The organism is Alsobacter soli, assembly GCF_003004785.1.
Classification (GTDB): domain Bacteria; phylum Pseudomonadota; class Alphaproteobacteria; order Rhizobiales; family Beijerinckiaceae; genus Alsobacter; species Alsobacter soli.
On sequence record NZ_PVZS01000006.1, the window covers coordinates 129,569 to 144,927 of the forward strand.

General features: G+C 69.7%; 16 protein-coding genes. 10 read left to right on the forward strand and 6 right to left on the reverse strand.

Going from position 1 to position 15,359, the window contains the following annotated elements; translation table 11 throughout:
• Positions 1–16 precede the first annotated feature (16 nt).
• Entirely contained in the window at positions 17–1,141 is a 1,125-nt protein-coding gene (gene apbC / locus SLNSH_RS07180) for an iron-sulfur cluster carrier protein ApbC (protein ID WP_106335996.1), read from the reverse strand.
• Between the two features lie 100 nt (positions 1,142–1,241).
• On the opposite strand from apbC, the gene mobA reads away from it, so the two are divergent.
• From mobA to SLNSH_RS07210, 6 genes are all read left to right on the forward strand, one after another.
• Complete coding sequence (gene mobA, locus SLNSH_RS07185) at positions 1,242–1,871, forward strand: molybdenum cofactor guanylyltransferase MobA (RefSeq protein ID WP_106335997.1); 630 nt, start codon at positions 1,242–1,244, stop codon at positions 1,869–1,871.
• Between the two features lie 78 nt (positions 1,872–1,949).
• Positions 1,950–2,729, forward strand: a complete 780-nt coding sequence (locus tag SLNSH_RS07190; RefSeq protein WP_106335998.1) for an ABC transporter substrate-binding protein — start codon at positions 1,950–1,952, stop codon at positions 2,727–2,729.
• A 169-nt stretch (positions 2,730–2,898) separates the two neighbouring features.
• Positions 2,899–3,684 carry a transporter substrate-binding domain-containing protein gene (locus SLNSH_RS07195; protein WP_106335999.1) on the forward strand — a complete coding sequence of 262 codons (786 nt, stop codon included), beginning with the start codon at positions 2,899–2,901 and terminating at the stop codon, positions 3,682–3,684.
• Positions 3,685–3,797: 113 nt separating this feature from the next.
• A complete protein-coding gene (locus SLNSH_RS07200; protein WP_106336000.1) occupies positions 3,798–4,526 on the forward strand; it encodes an ABC transporter permease in 729 nt (242 codons plus the stop codon).
• Complete coding sequence (locus tag SLNSH_RS07205) at positions 4,523–5,359, forward strand: ABC transporter permease (RefSeq protein ID WP_106336001.1); 837 nt, start codon at positions 4,523–4,525, stop codon at positions 5,357–5,359. Before SLNSH_RS07200 ends, SLNSH_RS07205 begins: the two co-directional genes overlap by 4 nt.
• A gap of 94 nt (positions 5,360–5,453) precedes the next feature.
• Complete coding sequence (locus tag SLNSH_RS07210) at positions 5,454–6,320, forward strand: NAD(P)-dependent oxidoreductase (protein ID WP_106336002.1); 867 nt, start codon at positions 5,454–5,456, stop codon at positions 6,318–6,320.
• Between the two features lie 34 nt (positions 6,321–6,354).
• Here SLNSH_RS07210 and SLNSH_RS07215 read toward each other — a convergent pair whose 3' ends face one another.
• From SLNSH_RS07215 to SLNSH_RS07225, 3 genes are all read right to left on the reverse strand, one after another.
• The gene (locus SLNSH_RS07215; RefSeq protein WP_106336003.1) at positions 6,355–6,981 is read right to left on the reverse strand and encodes a uracil-DNA glycosylase family protein; all 627 of its coding nucleotides are present in this window, start codon (positions 6,979–6,981) and stop codon (positions 6,355–6,357) included.
• A 14-nt stretch (positions 6,982–6,995) separates the two neighbouring features.
• On the reverse strand, positions 6,996–7,604 hold the full coding sequence (locus tag SLNSH_RS07220) for a glutathione S-transferase family protein (RefSeq protein ID WP_106336004.1): 609 nt from the start codon (positions 7,602–7,604) through the stop codon (positions 6,996–6,998).
• A gap of 104 nt (positions 7,605–7,708) precedes the next feature.
• The gene (locus SLNSH_RS07225) at positions 7,709–8,242 is read right to left on the reverse strand and encodes a thermonuclease family protein (protein WP_158266708.1); all 534 of its coding nucleotides are present in this window, start codon (positions 8,240–8,242) and stop codon (positions 7,709–7,711) included.
• Between the two features lie 88 nt (positions 8,243–8,330).
• Here SLNSH_RS07225 and SLNSH_RS07230 point away from each other — a divergent pair, with 88 nt between their 5' ends.
• Positions 8,331–9,878, forward strand: a complete 1,548-nt coding sequence (locus tag SLNSH_RS07230) for an ATP-binding protein (RefSeq protein ID WP_106336006.1) — start codon at positions 8,331–8,333, stop codon at positions 9,876–9,878.
• Positions 9,879–10,018: 140 nt separating this feature from the next.
• Here SLNSH_RS07230 and cobT read toward each other — a convergent pair whose 3' ends face one another.
• Entirely contained in the window at positions 10,019–11,044 is a 1,026-nt protein-coding gene (gene cobT / locus SLNSH_RS07235) for a nicotinate-nucleotide--dimethylbenzimidazole phosphoribosyltransferase (protein ID WP_106336007.1), read from the reverse strand.
• Between the two features lie 97 nt (positions 11,045–11,141).
• On the opposite strand from cobT, the gene cobS reads away from it, so the two are divergent.
• Together cobS and SLNSH_RS07245 are read left to right on the forward strand one after the other, a co-directional pair.
• Complete coding sequence (cobS, locus tag SLNSH_RS07240) at positions 11,142–11,972, forward strand: adenosylcobinamide-GDP ribazoletransferase (RefSeq protein ID WP_106336008.1); 831 nt, start codon at positions 11,142–11,144, stop codon at positions 11,970–11,972.
• A 27-nt stretch (positions 11,973–11,999) separates the two neighbouring features.
• Positions 12,000–12,200, forward strand: coding sequence for a DUF1289 domain-containing protein (locus tag SLNSH_RS07245; protein ID WP_106336009.1), 201 nt, complete (start codon positions 12,000–12,002; stop codon positions 12,198–12,200).
• Here SLNSH_RS07245 and dusA read toward each other — a convergent pair whose 3' ends face one another.
• A complete protein-coding gene (dusA, locus tag SLNSH_RS07250; protein ID WP_280954460.1) occupies positions 12,201–13,202 on the reverse strand; it encodes a tRNA dihydrouridine(20/20a) synthase DusA in 1,002 nt (333 codons plus the stop codon).
• 183 nt (positions 13,203–13,385) lie between these two features.
• Here dusA and SLNSH_RS07255 point away from each other — a divergent pair, with 183 nt between their 5' ends.
• Positions 13,386–15,359 carry a bifunctional 2',3'-cyclic-nucleotide 2'-phosphodiesterase/3'-nucleotidase gene (locus SLNSH_RS07255; RefSeq protein WP_106336011.1) on the forward strand — a complete coding sequence of 658 codons (1,974 nt, stop codon included), beginning with the start codon at positions 13,386–13,388 and terminating at the stop codon, positions 15,357–15,359.

A 15,359-nucleotide genomic window follows, 5' to 3' on the forward strand; every position in this document is an offset into this window, starting at 1 on the left:
GCGACGGCGGATCGCCTCACTCGATCACGATGCGCGGCGCCGGCCGGGCCCCGGCGCGCCCGCCTTCCAGCGCGGCCCAGACCTGGGCGGCGATGGCCTTGTAGGCGGCGGCGTGCGGGCCGTCCGGCGCCGTGGCGACCACCGGCAGGCCCGCGTCCGACCGCTCGCGGATCTCCATGTGCAGCGGCACCTCCCCGAGGAAGGGCACGCCCAGCCTTTCCGCCTCGTGGCGCGCGCCGCCATGGCCGAAGATGTCGGAGCGGCCGCCGCAGTGGGGGCAGATGAAGGTGGACATGTTCTCCACCACGCCCAGCACCGGCACGTCGGTGCGCTTGAACATGGCGATCCCGCGCCGCGCGTCGATCAGCGCCAGGTCCTGCGGCGTCGACACGATCACCGCGCCGGCCAGCGGCACGGCCTGCGCCATGGTGAGCTGGGCGTCGCCCGTGCCGGGCGGCATGTCGACCACGAGCACGTCGAGGTCGCCCCAGGCCACCTCGCGCAGCATCTGCTGCAGGGCGGACATCACCATCGGCCCGCGCCAGATCACCGGGGTTTCGTCCTCAATCAGGAAGCCAATGGACATGATCTTGAGCCCATAGGCCTCGAGCGGCTTCATGACCTTGCCTTCGAGGATCTCCGGCCTGTCGTGCAGGTTGAACAGCTTGGGCATGGAGGGGCCGTAGATGTCGGCGTCCAGCACGCCCACCTTGAGCCCCTGGGCGGCGAGGGCCAGCGCTAGGTTGGCGGCCGTCGTCGACTTGCCGACCCCGCCCTTGCCCGAGGCCACGGCGATGATGCGCTTCACGCCCGGCACGCCCGCCCGCGCGGTCGCGGCGGACGCGCGCGGCCCGGGAGCGGCGGGCCCGGGGCGGCCTGCGGGCGCGGCGCCCGGCGCGCGCTCGGCCGTGAGCGTGGCCAGCACGGCCTCGACGCCCGCGAGCGCCTTCACGGCCGCCTCGACCGCCTTGCGCATGGGCTCCGCCTGCCCCGCCTTTGCGGGGTCGACGGCGAGCGAAATGTAGACCTTGGAGCCCTGGATGGAGAGGCCCGACAGGGCGCCCGACTGGGTCACGGGCGTGCGCCCGTCGAGCCCCGAAACCTGCGCGAGCGCGGTGAGGATGTCCTTCTCGGTGACCACGGGCCTTCTCCAAACTGGGCCGCCGGCCACGGATGCGGAGAGCCGGCGCTTCGTCTATGTAAAGATCGCTGGCGCCGGGTCAACGAGCGTAGGAACCGCAATGGACGCAGAGGATGCAAGCGGGCGGCCACCGATTCTCGGCGTCGTGATCGCCGGCGGCCTGTCCAGCCGCATGGGCCGCGAGAAGGCCCTGATTTCGCTGGCCGGCAAGCCCCTGCTCGCCCATGTGCTGGAGCGCTTCCGGCCCCAGGTCGACTGCGTGGCCCTGAACGCCAATGGCGACCCTTCCCGCTTCGCGTCCTTCGCCCTCGAGGTCGCGCCGGACCGCCATGCCGATCATCCGGGGCCGCTCGCCGGACTGGCGGCGGCGCTCCACCTCGCGCGCAGCCGCGGCTACGAACTCGTGGCCACCGCCCCTTCCGACGCTCCCTTCCTGCCCCTTGACGCGGTCGCGCGCCTGCGGGCGGGCCTGGAGCCCGGGGTGGAAGCGGTCGTTGCCTCCGGCCCGAATGGCCTCGAGCCGCTCGTCGGCTTGTGGCGCATCGGGGCGCTGGACGCGATCGAGAGTGCGCTGGGCGAGGGCCGGCGGGCTGTCCACCGGCTGCTCGCTGTCCTGCCGCACCGGGTCGTCCCCTTCACGACCGCCGGCGACGGCCCCGACCCCTTCGCCAACCTGAACACGCCGGAGGAACTCCGTGAGGCCGAGCGGATGCTTCAGGCCTCCCCGTGATTGCTCGCACCGACGTCCTGGCATAATGAATATCCGGCCGTCCGGCCCAAGCGCCCCATAACCACAAATCGGCAGCACGTGAAACAGCGCCTCTTCCTCGCGCTCCCGGCGGCCCTGCTGGCCTGCCTCGTGGCTTTCCCGGTTCGGGCCGGCGATTGGAGCTCGATTCGAATTGCGACGGAGGGCGGGTACCCGCCCTTCAACTTCGTCGAGAACAACCAGCTCCAGGGCTTCGAGATCGAGCTCGCAAAGGCCATGTGCGAGCACATGAAGGCGACGTGCACCTTCGTGACGGACGACTGGGACGACCTGATCCCCGATCTGAAGAAGGGGCAGTTCGACGCCATCGTGGCCTCCCTGGAGATCACCGAGGAGCGCCGGCAGAAGATCGCGCTCACCAAGCGCTATTATCGCACCCCAGCCGTCTTCATGGTCCGCAAGGACACCGACCTGACCGCCGTGACGCCGGAGGCCATGAAGGGCCGCAAGCTGGGGGCGATGACCGGCACGGTCTACGCCACCTACCTTGAGGATCTCTACGGTCCCGGATCGGAGGTCAGCCTCTACGCCAACCAGGACGAAGCCAGCCTCGACCTCGCGCTGGGGCGGATCGACGCGGTGCTCGGCGACAAGATCGCCCTCACGGAGTGGCTGAAGCGCGGCCGGGAGTCGACCTGCTGCAAGTTCCTCGCCGACGCCCCAAACGACGTGACCTATTTCGGCGAGGGCTACGGCATCGGCCTGCGCAAGAAGGATGAGGACCTGAAGCGCCAGTTCGACGCCGCGATCGACGCCATCCAGGCCGACGGAACCTATGACCGCATCCGTGCCCGCTACTTCCCCTTCGACGTGAAATAGGGAGCAGGGTTCGCCCGCAAATTCAGCGGTTTCGCCGCCTGAGCCAGTTGCGTCGGGCGAGGCGGCGGTGTCCAATGCGCGCCAGCCCCGTCCGAAAAAGATCAAGGATTGCTTGGTCCGGACGGGCCGGACGAGCCCCGCGGCAAGCGGGACCATGGAGGGATAGAGTATGAAGACCATTCGTGTCGCTGCTGTCGCAGTCGCGGCCCTCTTGGCCGCCGCGGGCGTGGCCCAGGCGCAGCAGAAGGAATGGAAGGAAGTCCGCATCGGGACGGAAGGCGCCTACCCGCCCTTTAACAACCTGAACGCCAAGGGCGAGCTCGAGGGCTTTGAGATCGACTACGTCAACGCCCTTTGCGACAAGATGAAGATCAAGTGCACCTGGGTCGCGCAGGACTGGGACGGCATCATCCCGGCCCTGCTCGCGGGCAAGTACGACATGATCGCGGCCGGCATGAACGCCACGGACGAGCGCAAGAAGAAGGTCGACTTCACGGCCGTCTACACGCGCACCCCGATCAGCTTCATCGGTCCGAAGTCGGAGACCAACACCGACCTCACCCCGGCGGCCCTGAAGGGCAAGAGCATCGGCGCCCAGAGCTCGACCGTGCACGCCAACTTCCTGGAGAAGGTCTACTCGGGCTCCAGCATCAAGCTTTATCCGACCCAGGAAGAAGCCAACCTCGACCTGAAGAACGGCCGTCTCGACTACGTGCTGGCCGACAAGCTCGCCCTCACCGACTTCATCGAGGGCCAGGGCAAGGACTGCTGCAAGTTCATCGGCGACGTGAAGCGCGACCCGGCCATCCACGGCCCGGGCGTGGCCATGGCGGTCCGCAAGGAGGACACGGCGCTGCGCGACATGTTCTCCAAGGCGATCGAGGAGTCGCTCAAGGACGGCACCCACAAGAAGATCGCCGACAAGTACTTCAAGGTCAGCATCATGGTCGACTGAGGCCGTAAGCCTCAGCGACGTTCGTCCTTGAGAGCGGCCCCCGGGCCGCTCTCGTCACATGACGCCGGCGGAGCGCCGCCTGCGTCGCCTCACGCCCGGATCAGCGCGGCTCCATGGATTACTACCTGAACCTCCTCGCCTGGGGCGACAAAGGCTGGGGAGACGAACTGGCCCACGGGGCCGCCATCACCATCCTGCTGGCGCTCGCCACCCTCCCCTTCGGCGTGGCGCTCGGGCTGCTGGTCGCCCTCGCCAAGCGCTCCAGCAACGCCGCTATCCGGGCTGTCGGCACCGTCTACACCACCGTGTTCCGCGGCGTGCCCGAGCTGCTCACCCTCTACATCGTTTATTTCGGCTTCCAGATCGGCCTGCAGAAGGCCTGGAAAGGGATCGGCCTGCCCGGCTCGATCGAGATGCCGGCCTTCGTGGCCGGCATGGTCGCGCTCGGCGTCGTGCTGGCCGCCTTCTCCAGCGAAGTTTGGGTCGGGGCGCTGAACGCCATTCCCAAGGGCCAGCGCGAGGGCGCCTATGCGCTTGGCCTCAGCCGCGCCCTGGCCTTCCGCCTCGTGATCGCCCCGCAGCTGCTGCGCATCGCCCTGCCGGGCCTCGGCAACAACTGGATGGTGCTGCTGAAGGAAACCTCCCTCGTGTCGGTGATCGCGCTGCCAGACCTGATGTTCTGGACCGGCCGCGCCAACGTGGTCACCAAGGAGCCGTTCCTGTTCTTCGGCGCGGCCTGCCTGATCTATCTGGTCTTCTCCATCCTGTCCGCCTGGGGCGTCGCGGCGCTCGAGGAGCGCGCCAACCGCGGCTTCGTATCCGGCGTGGGAGGCCAGCGATGAGACATCGGCTCCAGCATCCGGTGGCGCTGGCGGCCCTCGCCGTCGTCCTCGCGATCGCGGCGCTCTATGCGAGCGGCGCCCTGGCCTGGGCCGGCGGCCTCATCGGCGACGGGGCCTGCCGGCTGGCCGTGGGAATCGGCGACGTCACCGGGGTCGATGCGCTCCGGAACTACGGATGCCGCATGATGGGCGGGCTCTGGGTCACGCTCCAGCTGGTCGCGATCTCCGTCACGCTGGGCGTGCTGCTCGCCCTCGTCGTCGCGGTCGCGCGGCTCTGGGGCGGCCCTGTGCTGGGCGGGATCGCAACGGCCTACACCACCTTTTTCCGCGGCACGCCGCTGCTGGCGCAGCTCTTCCTCGTCTACTACGGCGCGGGGCAGATCCGGCCCTTCCTGACGACCATCGGCGTCTGGCCCTATTTCCGCGAGGCCTTCTTCTGCGCGGCCTTCACCTTCACGCTGAACACCGCCGCCTACCAGGCCGAGATCTTCCGGGGCGCCATCCAATCCGTCTCGCGAGGGCAGTGGGAAGCGGCCCGCGCCCTGGGCCTGCGGCCCTTCGCAACCTTCTGGAAGGTGATCCTGCCCCAGGCCGCCATGGTGGCCCTGCGTCCGCTCGGCAACGAGCTCGTCATCATGGTCAAGTCCTCGGCCGTAGCCTCGCTGGTCACCATCCTGGACCTGATGGGCTCCACCCGCTTCGCTTTCGCGCGTTCGTTCGACCTGATGGTCTATGTCTTCGCCGCCGCCCTGTACCTGGTGATCGTCGAAATCATCCGCCGGGTCTGGGAGCTCGCCGAACGGCGCTTGACGAGGCACCTCCATCACGCCTGATATGCCGCCCCCGGCTTGTTCGGGGCCGGCCGCAAAGGCGGCCAGGGAGGAATTCAATCGCGAGGGCCCAAGCCCTCCCAAAGGAGCACCGTCGATGGCGAAAGTCGCGTTCCTCGGCCTCGGCGTCATGGGGTACCCCATGGCCCGTCACCTGAAGTCCAAGGGCCATGAGGTCACCGTCTACAACCGCACCTTCGCCAAGGCGGAGAAATGGGCGAGCGAGAACGGCGGCAAGGCCGCGCGCACGCCCCGCGAGGCCGCGGCCGGGCAGGACATCGTATTCGCCTGCGTCGGCAATGACGACGACCTCCGCTCCGTGGTGCTGGGCGAGGACGGCGCCTTCGCCGGCATGGACAAGGGCGCGACCTTCGTCGACCACACCACCGCTTCCGCCGAGGTCGCCCGCGAGCTCTACGCCAAGGCCAAGGAACTCGGCCTCGCCTTCATCGACGCCCCCGTTTCCGGCGGCCAGGCCGGCGCGGAGAACGGGGTGCTCACCGTCATGTGCGGCGGCGATGAGCAGGACTACGCCGCCGTCGAGCCGGTGATCATGGCTTATGCCCGCGCCTGCAAGCGCCTGGGCGGCGCCGGCGCCGGCCAGCTCACCAAGATGGTGAACCAGATCTGCATCGCCGGCCTGGTCCAGGGCCTGTCTGAGGGCGTTCACTTCGCCAAGAAGGCCGGGCTCGACGTGGAGGGCGTCATCGAGACGATCTCCAAGGGCGCCGCCCAGTCCTGGCAGATGGAGAACCGCTACAAGACCATGAACGCCGGCAAGTTCGATTTCGGCTTCGCCGTCGACTGGATGCGCAAGGACCTGTCGATCTGCCTGTCCGAGGCCCGCCGCAACGGCGCGCACCTGCCCGTCACCGCGCTGGTGGACCAGTTCTATTCCGAAGTCCAGAAGATGGGCGGCGGACGCTGGGACACCTCCAGCCTGGTGGCCCGGCTGGAGAAGTAAACCTTCCCCGGGGCCAGACCACCCCCGTTTCAGATCAGGGCTCCAGCGCCCGGGCGACTTCGCTCCGCAGCACGGGCAGGAGGTCTTCGGTGAACCACGGGTTGCGCTTCAGCCAGCCCGTGTTTCGCCAGGACGGATGCGGCAGGGGCATGATCCCCGTTTCCCCTTGGATGCGCCGCCAGTCAGCCACCGTGGCGTCCAGCGTGCGGCCGAGCAGGTCGGCTCGACCAAGCTGGGCCAGGTGCCACTTCAGCGCGTAGAGCCCGAGAGCGACTGTGAGCCGCGGCTCTGGCAGGGCGGCCAGCAGCGGCGCCCGCCACCTTTCCGCGCATTCCCGCCGAGGCGGCAGATCACTGCCCTTCGCGTCCTGCCCCGGGAAGCAGAAGCCCATGGGCACAATGGCGACCCGAGCGGGATCGTAGAACACGTCCGGGCCCAACCCCAGCCATTCCCGCAGGCGGTCACCCGACGCATCCGTGAACGGCCGGCCGGAGGCGTGGACCTTGGTCCCGGGCGCCTGCCCCACGATCAGCAGCCGCGCCGTGCCGGATGCCTGCACCACGGGCCGCGGCTCATGCGGCAACGGCCCCCGGTGCGGAGCTTCCAGGCAGATGCGGCAAGCCCGTATGGCGCTCAGAAGCTGGTCCAGCTCGCTGTCCACGTCGCGCGCCGGCCTCAGGCCGACGCGGAGGGCCGGGCCGAGACCTCGTCCTTCCAGCGCTTGAGGTGAACGAGCTCCTCCGGGAGGGGGATCCGGGTCGGGCGCATGAAGTCCACCGCGCAGAGCGCCGTGATGTCGGCGATGGTGAACTGGTCGCCCGCGACATAGGGCCGGTTCGTGAGCTCCGCGTCCAGGCCGGCCAATTCCTTGAGCAGGCGGGGCTTGTTCGCCTCACCCCAGGCGGCGCACTGGTCCTCCAGTTGCGCCATGGCCGGATGCAGGTGCCGGAACACCGCCTGCACGGTCATCAGCAGCCCCAGCTCCATCCGCCGGTTCCACATCTCGGTGAAAGCCCGCTCCCGCGGCGAGGCCCCGAACAGGGACGGCTCCGGGTGAAGTTCCTCGATGAATCGGCAAATGGCCACGGACTCGCTCAGCGCCGAGCCGTCGTCCAGCACCAGCACCGGCGTCTGCTCCCGCGGGTTGAGCGCGCGGAACTCGTCCGTCCTGTGCTGCATCTTGCCGAGCTCGACGGTCTCGGTCGGGATCTGCAGGCCTTTTTCGGCCAGGAAGATGCGCACGCGGCGCGGGTTCGGCGCAAAGGGGCTGTCGTAGAGCTTCATGGGCGATCGTTCCGGCGGCGGGGCCACACTCGACCATGGCGGTCGAAAGCCGGTCAATACGCCACCTCGCCGGCCGGCGCCATGCCTGCGTCGGCGCCCTGCCCTCAGTGGGAAAAGGGCCGCGGATGGCGGGCCCGCCAGTCGGCGGGCCGCTCGAAGCGGGTGGCCCAGACGCCGCGCTTGGCGCTGCGGGCCGTCTCCTCCTCGCTCTCGTAGGCGCCGTACGCAACGGCGTTTCCGGCCAGCACCATGGCCCGGTTGATCTCCATGTCCCCGGCCGTGCACACGGCGAGGCGCCGGTCGTAGCGGTCGCGGCCGCTGGATCGGCAGCTCACGTTGCCCTTGGCGACGAGAGCGGCGAGCGCCGCCTTGGCCTGGCGACCGCAGGCCCCCTCGATCTCTCCGCGCCAGCAGGTCTGGTGCAGCTCCGGCGCGTCGATCCCCAGGAGGCGGATGTCGTCTCCGCGCAGGCGCAGGCTGTCGCCGTCCACCACCTCGAAGCCGCCCGCAAGGCGCTCCGTCCGCCAGGCCTTCACGGCCTCCTTGCCGCCGGCCAGGAGCGCGGCGGCGATCGCGAGAGCCAAGAGGGAGGGCGCCCGCGCCCAGAAGCGCCGGAGTCCCGCGTCGGTGAAGGTCATTGGATCGAATCGCAGCTTCCCTGTGAGCCGCAAATTAACTGTTTCAAGCCAGGATGCAGAGTGTGATCGGGGTGTTGCGTAGCCGTCCATGTCTCAACTGACGCCAGAGATCATCCAGCGCGGCCGAGGCGCGGACCCGAACGAGATCGCCCGCCGCCGGCGCGCGAACCGTGAGCTGCAGGCCACGCGCGAAAAGCTGACCTCCACCACCGGGCTGGAGCGCGCCTTCGACTACGAGCTCCTGCGCCAGTTCGCCGAGACGCGGCGAAACGCCGCCACCGTCATGGTGCTGCTGGCCGCCGTGGTGGGCGCCGCGAGCAGCATCTGGATCAGCCCGCCGCTGATCGTCCTCTGGCTCGCCCTCATCACCACCGCGCTCAGCGTCGGCTTCCTGATGGTGACCCGCTTCCGGAAGGCTGCGCCCGAGGAGGCGCTGGCCCCGGCCTGGCGGCTGCGCTTCACCGTGGCCGACCTGATCCAGGGCGGCGCCTGGGCGGTGCTGCTCGTGGGCCTCTATCGCACCGACTCGAGCTCGGCACAGACGTTCCTGCTGTTCCTGAGCCTGCTGATCACGGCCGTGATCGCGATGCTGGCCGCCAACCTGCCGAGCGCCGTCTTCGCCGGCATCGGCCCCCTGACCGTGGCGATCCTGGCGAGCCTCGCCCGCAACAACTCCATCGAGTGGATCACCATGGCCGCGGTCGCCATGGGCGGACAGCTCTATTTCGTCATCCTCTCGAACCGCCTCTACTCCTCGACGGTCGCAACCCTCGAGTTCCGGGCCGAGAAGGACGCCCTGATCGCCGAGCTCGAGCAGGCCAAGGCGAACTCGGACGAGGCCCGCCGGCGCGCCGAAGAGGCCAACATCGCCAAGTCCCACTTCCTGGCCACCATGAGTCACGAGCTGCGCACCCCGCTCAACGCGATCATGGGCTTCTCGGAGGTGATGAAGGGCGAACTCTTCGGCCAACACCAGGTGCCCGCCTATCGCGAGTACTCCAACGACATCTACAACAGCGGCAAGCTGCTGCTCGACATCATCAACGAGATCCTCGACCTTTCGCGCATCGAGGCCGGCCGCTACGAGCTGAAGGAAGAGGCCGTCAGTCTCGCCCATGTGGTGGAGGATTGCCGCCACATGCTGCAGATGCGGGCCAAGAACCGCTCCATCAGCATCCGGGAGATGATCGAGCCGCGGTTGCCCAAGCTCTGGGCCGACGAGCGCGCGATCCGCCAGGTGGCGCTCAATCTCCTGTCCAACGCCATCAAGTTCACGCCCTCGGGCGGCGACGTCACCATCAAGGTGGGCTGGACCTCATCGGGCGGCCAGTATCTCAGCGTCAAGGACACCGGCCCGGGCATCCCCGAGGAGGAGATCCCCATCGTACTCCAGTCCTTCGGCCGCGGCTCGCTCGCCATCAAGACGGCCGAGCAGGGCACGGGCCTGGGCCTGCCGATCGTGAAGGGCCTCATGGACATGCATGGCGGCCAGTTGATCCTCAACTCCAAGCTGCGCGAAGGCACCGAGGTGATCATCACCTTCCCGCCCTCCCGCGTCATGGACACCCTGGCGCCGCTGCAAGAGCCCGAGCGCGCCGAGACGCACGCCGCCAGCTCCCGCCGCGCCGCGGCGTGACGGGCCTGTTTCCCTCATCGCAAGCGTAGCGAAGCGACCCAGGGAGCCGGGCGCACTGGTTGGGAACGGGGCCTCGCTGCCCTGGATTGCGTCGTCGCTCGCTCCCCGCAAACACGGAACGGGGGGCGGGAAGTAGCCTCTCAGCCGTCCGCGCGGTCGTCGACGCCGGCCTGGCTGAAGGTGGCCATGCCGTTGTGGCAGGCCGCCGCGGCCTTCACGATGCCCATCGCCAGCGCCGCGCCGGAGCCCTCGCCCAGCCGCATGCCGAGGTCGAGCAGCGGCTTCAAGCCCAGGCGCTCCAGCACCTCGCGGTGGGCCCCTTCTGCGGAGACATGCCCGGCCACGCAGTGGTCCAGGGCGGACGGGTCCATGGCGTGCAGCACGGCCGCCGCCGCCGTCACCACATAGCCGTCGAGCACCACCGGGATGCGGTTGAGCCGCGCCGCCAGGATGGCGCCGGCCATGGCGGCGATCTCGCGACCGCCGAGGCGCCGCAGCAGTTCGAGCGGGTCCGAGAGATGACCCGCGTGGGTCATCAGCGCCCGCTCCACCGCGCCAGCCTTGCGCTTCAGGCCCTCGTCGTCCACGCCCGTGCCGCGGCCAACGAAGCGGGATGAATCGCCGCCGTAGAGGCCGGCGTAGATGGCCGCGGCCACCGTGGTGTTGCCGATCCCCATCTCGCCGAGGCCGAGCAGGTCGATGCCGCCCGAGATCGCCTCCATGCCGAAGGCCATGGTGGCGACGCAGGCCTTCTCGTCCAGCGCCGCTTCCTGAGTGATGTCCGCAGTGGGGATATCGAGCGCCAGGTCGAAGACCTTGAAGCCGAGGTCGAACGAGGCGCAGATCTGGTTGATCGCCGCGCCGCCCGCGGAGAAGTTCTCCAGCATCTGCCGCGTCACGCTCTGCGGATAGGGCGACACCCCCTGGGCGACCACGCCATGGTTGCCGGCGAACACGCAGACGGTGGGGCGGTTCACTTCCGGCTTCGGCTTGCCCTGCCACGTCGCGAGCCAGAGGGCGAGCTCCTCCAGCCGCCCCAGGCTGCCCGGCGGCTTGGTGAGCTGGGCATCGCGCTCCCGGACTTTCCGCTCCGCGCCGAGGTCCGGGCCGGGCATGGACGCCACCAGGTTGCGGATGTCGTCGAAGGGAAGTCCGGTGGCGTTCATCGCCTCTGCTCCTGCGGGCCGTCGCCTGTCGGCTGGGATTCGGGACGGGAGGCCTGCTATACCCGCTGAAGACTTTTGCGGATAGCCGACCAGAGACATGTCCATCGCCCCTGCCGACGCCCCTCCCCCGCCCGCCTGGCGCGATTGGCTGACCGACCTCGCGCAGGCGCTGCGGTTCTACACCCGGTTGCCGACCCCGCGGCTGCCTTGGGAGGCGGATCCGCACGCCGCTCCGGACTTCACCCGCCTGCCCCGCGTCCTGCCGCTCGCCGGCGCCGCGGTGGGCGCGGTCGCCGGCGCCAGCCTGACGATCGCCGGGGCCTTCGGTCTGCCGTCCATGGCCAGCGCCGGACTGGCGCTCGTCGCCCTGGTCGCCGTGACCGGCGGCTTCCACGAGGACGGCCTCGCCGACACGGCCGACGGCTTCGGTGGCGGCGCGACCCGCGAGCGGCGGCTGGAGATCATGGCGGACAGCCGCCTGGGTTCCTATGGCGCGACGGCGCTCGTGCTGGCCCTGCTGCTCCGCTTCGCAGCCCTGGCGAGCCTGGTGACGCACGTGGGCTACGGCCGGGCGGCGCTGGCCCTCGTCGCCGCCTCGGCGGTGGCCCGGGTGGCCGGCCTGATCCCGCTCTGGGCGCTTCCATCGGCCCGACCCGGCGGCAAGTCCGCCTCCGTGGGCCGTCCGGGCGACGCCGCCATGGCGACCGCCTTCGCGGTCACCACGGTCCTGTGCGTGCTGCTGCTCGCGCCCGGATTCGGCCTGCCCAAGGCCCTCGGCGCCCTGGTCGCCGCAACCTTGTCGGCCTGGCCGGTCACCCGGCTTTCCCAGGCGATGCTCGGCGGCCAGACCGGCGACGTCGCAGGCGCCGCCGGCATTGTGGCGGAGATCGCGGCGCTGCTGGCCCTGCTCGCCCACACGGGCGGTTGAGCAGTCCGCGCGATCGGAGGCACGGCCATGTCCGCCCCTTCGCCTTGCGTCAACCTGTGCGTGATCGAGCCGGCCTCGGGCCTGTGCGAAGGCTGCGGCCGCAGCATGGCCGAGATCGGCCGCTGGCCGACCCTGTCGGAGGCTGAACGCCGGCGCATCACGCGCCAGCTCGGGCGCCGCCTGAAGGCGTTGCGCCGAAGCCTGGCCGAGGAGCCGCGGCCGCTCTGATCAGGCCGCCGCCGCTTGTTCCCGCCTTACCTGAGCGACGGCGGCCCGCAGCGTCTCCAACCCCGCGCCCGGTTTCACCGCCTCCGTGGCGAGGTGGCGCCGGAACGCGCGCGCGCCCGGCCGGCCCTGGAAGAGCCCTAGGATGTGCCGCGTCATGGACGACAGCCGCACGCCCGCCTCGAGCTGCCGTGCGATGTGCGGCTCAAAGGCCTGAACGGCCTCAAAGCCGTCCGCCAGCGGCGCGGCCTCGCCGAAAAGCTCCGGATCGACGCGCAGCAGCAGCTCGGGATCATGGTACGCGGCCCGGCCCAGCATCACGCCGTCCACGTGCCGGAGGTGCTCGTGGCAGGCGTCCAGGCTGGCGATGCCGCCGTTGACCGCAATGGGCAGGGCTGGAAGCCGCTGCTTCAGCCGATAAACGCGGCCGTAGTCGAGCGGCGGGATGTCCCGGTTCTCCTTGGGAGAGAGCCCCTGGAGCCACGCCTTGCGGGCGTGCACGATCAAGGCGTCCACCCCGGCGGCGGCCACCGCGTCCGCCATGCGGTCGAGCGCCTCCTCCGGGTCCTGGTCGTCCACGCCGATGCGGCACTTCACCGTGACGGGCACGCGCACGGCGGCCTTCATGGCTGACACCGCCGCGCCCACAAGCTCGGGCTCGCGCATGAGGCAGGCGCCGAAGCGGCCCTCCTGCACCCGGTCGGACGGACAGCCGACGTTGAGGTTCACCTCGCAAAATCCCTCCGCCTCCGCGATGCGGGCCGCCTCGGCAAGATCGCGCGGGTCGGAGCCGCCGAGTTGCACGGCGACAGGCTGCTCGACAGGGTCGAAGCCCAGGATGCGCCGACGATCTCCGTGGATCACGGCGCCGGTGGTGACCATCTCCGTGTACAGCAGCGCCCGCCGGCTCATGCCGCGGTGGAACGCGCGGCAATGGCGGTCAGTCCAGTCCATCATGGGGGCGACGGAAAAGCGCCAGCGGCGCGCGTCGGGTGGCGTGGTCACGGGTCTCGGCTCGGTTTGGGATCGCGCGTTCCTACACCGAAACGCCCGGAAAGGCCAATCGGCCCTGGCCAACTCGGAACGCGCTGTTCCTGCCCCCATCTCGTCACTTCATCGCCACGACCTCCCGGCATAGGCTGCGCCGAAGCGCCCTCAGCGTTACGCAACACGCCTTCGGAGTCCGGAATGTCACGAGAGCCCGCCAACGCTGTCCCGCACGTGTCGCGCCGCGCGGTGCTGGCGGGCGCGGGAGCGGCCGCGGCGGTCGCCGCCCTGGATGGGAGCCCCGCCATGGCCCAGCCGGCCCGGGTGAAGCTGCGCCTGCTCGGGACCACCGACCTCCACGTCAACGTGATGCCGTACGACTACTACCGGGACAAGCCGGACGACACGGTCGGCCTCGCCAAGACGGCCGCCCTGATCAAGACCGCCCGCGCGGAGGCGCCCAACGCTGTGCTGTTCGACAATGGCGACCTCATCCAGGGCAGCCCCATGGGCGACTACATGGCCTACCGCAAGGGCCTGAAGGCCGGCGAGGTCCATCCTATGATGGCCGCCATGAACGCGCTGGACTACAGCTGCGGCACGCTGGGCAACCACGAGTTCAACTACGGCCTGAGCTTCCTCGGCTTTTCCCTGGCCGGCGCGGGCTTCCCGGTTGTCTGCGCCAACCTCCACAAGATCGACGGCTCGCCGCTGGTGAAGCCCACCCTCGTGCTCGACAGGGACGTGGTGGACGAGGCTGGAAACAAGCAGCGCCTGCGCATCGGCGTGATCGGCTTCGTGCCGCCGCAGATCATGCAGTGGGACCAGGGCCATCTCGCCGGCAAGGTCCAGACCACCGACATCGTAGACGCCGCCCGAAAGTACATTCCCGAGCTGGACAAGCAGTGCGACCTCATCGTCGCGCTCTGCCATTCGGGCATCGAGGGCGGCGAGCGCAAGGGCGGCGAGGAGAACGCGGCCCTGCACCTCTCCCGCGTGCCGGGCATCGACGTCATCTTCACCGGCCACCAGCACAAGGTCTTTCCCGGCAAGGACTTCGCCGGCATCCCGGGCGTGGACTCCGACAAGGGCACGCTCAACGGCGTGCCTGCGGTCATGGCCGGCTTCTGGGGCAGCCACCTCGGCGTGGTCGACCTCGACCTGCAGAAAGGCCCGGATGGCTGGAAGGTCGCCGGCTTCGCCGTCGAGGCCCGCCCGATCTACGAGCGCAAGGACCGCCAGGTCGTTCCTCGCGTGGAGGCGGAGGCCGCCGTCGCGGCGACTGTGAAGGCCGACCACGACGCCACCCTCGCCTATGTGCGCGAGCCGGTCGGCGAGGCCAGGAACCCGATCAACTCGTATTTCGCCCTGGTGGCGGACGACCCCTCCGTCCAGGTCGTGTCCCAGGCGCAACTCTGGTACATCCGGCCCATCGCGGCGACGATGCCGGGCCTGAATGACCTGCCGGTCCTCTCCGCCGCTGCGCCCTTCAAGTGCGGCGGTCGCGGCGGGCCCGACTACTACACGGACGTGAAGGCCGGCCCGATCGCCATCAAGGACGTGGCCGACATCTATCTCTACCCCAACACCGTGCGCGCCGTAAAAGTCACCGGCGCCCAGGTGCGCGAGTGGCTGGAGCGTTCGGCCGGGATCTTCCGCCGCATCGATCCCGCGCGCACGGACGAGCAGCCGCTCATCGACGAGGGCTTCCCCACCTACAATTTCGACGTCATCGACGGCGTGACCTACGCAATCGACGTCACCCAGCCGTCCCGCTACGACGGCAACGGCAAGCTCGTCGCGCCGGACGCCCGCAGGATCGTGGACCTGCGCTTCAACGGCCTGCCGGTCGACGAGAAGCAGGCGTTCCTGGTCGCCACCAACAACTACCGCGCGGGCGGCGGCGGCAATTTCCCGGGCGCCGACGGCTCGACGGTCGTCATCGAAGCTCCGGACACCAACCGGGACGTCATCGTCCGCTACGTCGTCGAGCAGAAGGTGATCGACCCTGTCCCCGACAACAACTGGCGCTTCGCCCCGGTCGCCGCGCCCGTGAACGTCACCTTCGTGACTTCGCCGCATGCGGCGAAGGCCCTGCCCAAGGGGCTCAAGGCTGCGCCCGCCGGCGACGCCCCCGGCGGCTTCGCCAAGTTCCGGCTGGACCTGAGCGCCTGA

Excerpts from the sequence above, each read along its gene's own strand:
- mobA (WP_106335997.1), top strand. The coding sequence starts at position 1,242 with ATGGACGCAGAGGATGCAAGCGGGCGGCCACCGATTCTCGGCGTCGTG.
- SLNSH_RS07195 (WP_106335999.1), top strand. The coding sequence starts at position 2,899 with ATGAAGACCATTCGTGTCGCTGCTGTCGCAGTCGCGGCCCTCTTGGCC.
- SLNSH_RS07200 (WP_106336000.1), top strand. The coding sequence starts at position 3,798 with ATGGATTACTACCTGAACCTCCTCGCCTGGGGCGACAAAGGCTGGGGA.
- SLNSH_RS07205 (WP_106336001.1), top strand. The coding sequence starts at position 4,523 with ATGAGACATCGGCTCCAGCATCCGGTGGCGCTGGCGGCCCTCGCCGTC.
- SLNSH_RS07210 (WP_106336002.1), top strand. The coding sequence starts at position 5,454 with ATGGCGAAAGTCGCGTTCCTCGGCCTCGGCGTCATGGGGTACCCCATG.
- SLNSH_RS07220 (WP_106336004.1), bottom strand. The coding sequence starts at position 7,604 with ATGAAGCTCTACGACAGCCCCTTTGCGCCGAACCCGCGCCGCGTGCGC.
- SLNSH_RS07225 (WP_158266708.1), bottom strand. The coding sequence starts at position 8,242 with ATGACCTTCACCGACGCGGGACTCCGGCGCTTCTGGGCGCGGGCGCCC.
- SLNSH_RS07230 (WP_106336006.1), top strand. The coding sequence starts at position 8,331 with ATGTCTCAACTGACGCCAGAGATCATCCAGCGCGGCCGAGGCGCGGAC.
- cobT (WP_106336007.1), bottom strand. The coding sequence starts at position 11,044 with ATGAACGCCACCGGACTTCCCTTCGACGACATCCGCAACCTGGTGGCG.
- cobS (WP_106336008.1), top strand. The coding sequence starts at position 11,142 with ATGTCCATCGCCCCTGCCGACGCCCCTCCCCCGCCCGCCTGGCGCGAT.
- SLNSH_RS07245 (WP_106336009.1), top strand. The coding sequence starts at position 12,000 with ATGTCCGCCCCTTCGCCTTGCGTCAACCTGTGCGTGATCGAGCCGGCC.
- SLNSH_RS07255 (WP_106336011.1), top strand. The coding sequence starts at position 13,386 with ATGTCACGAGAGCCCGCCAACGCTGTCCCGCACGTGTCGCGCCGCGCG.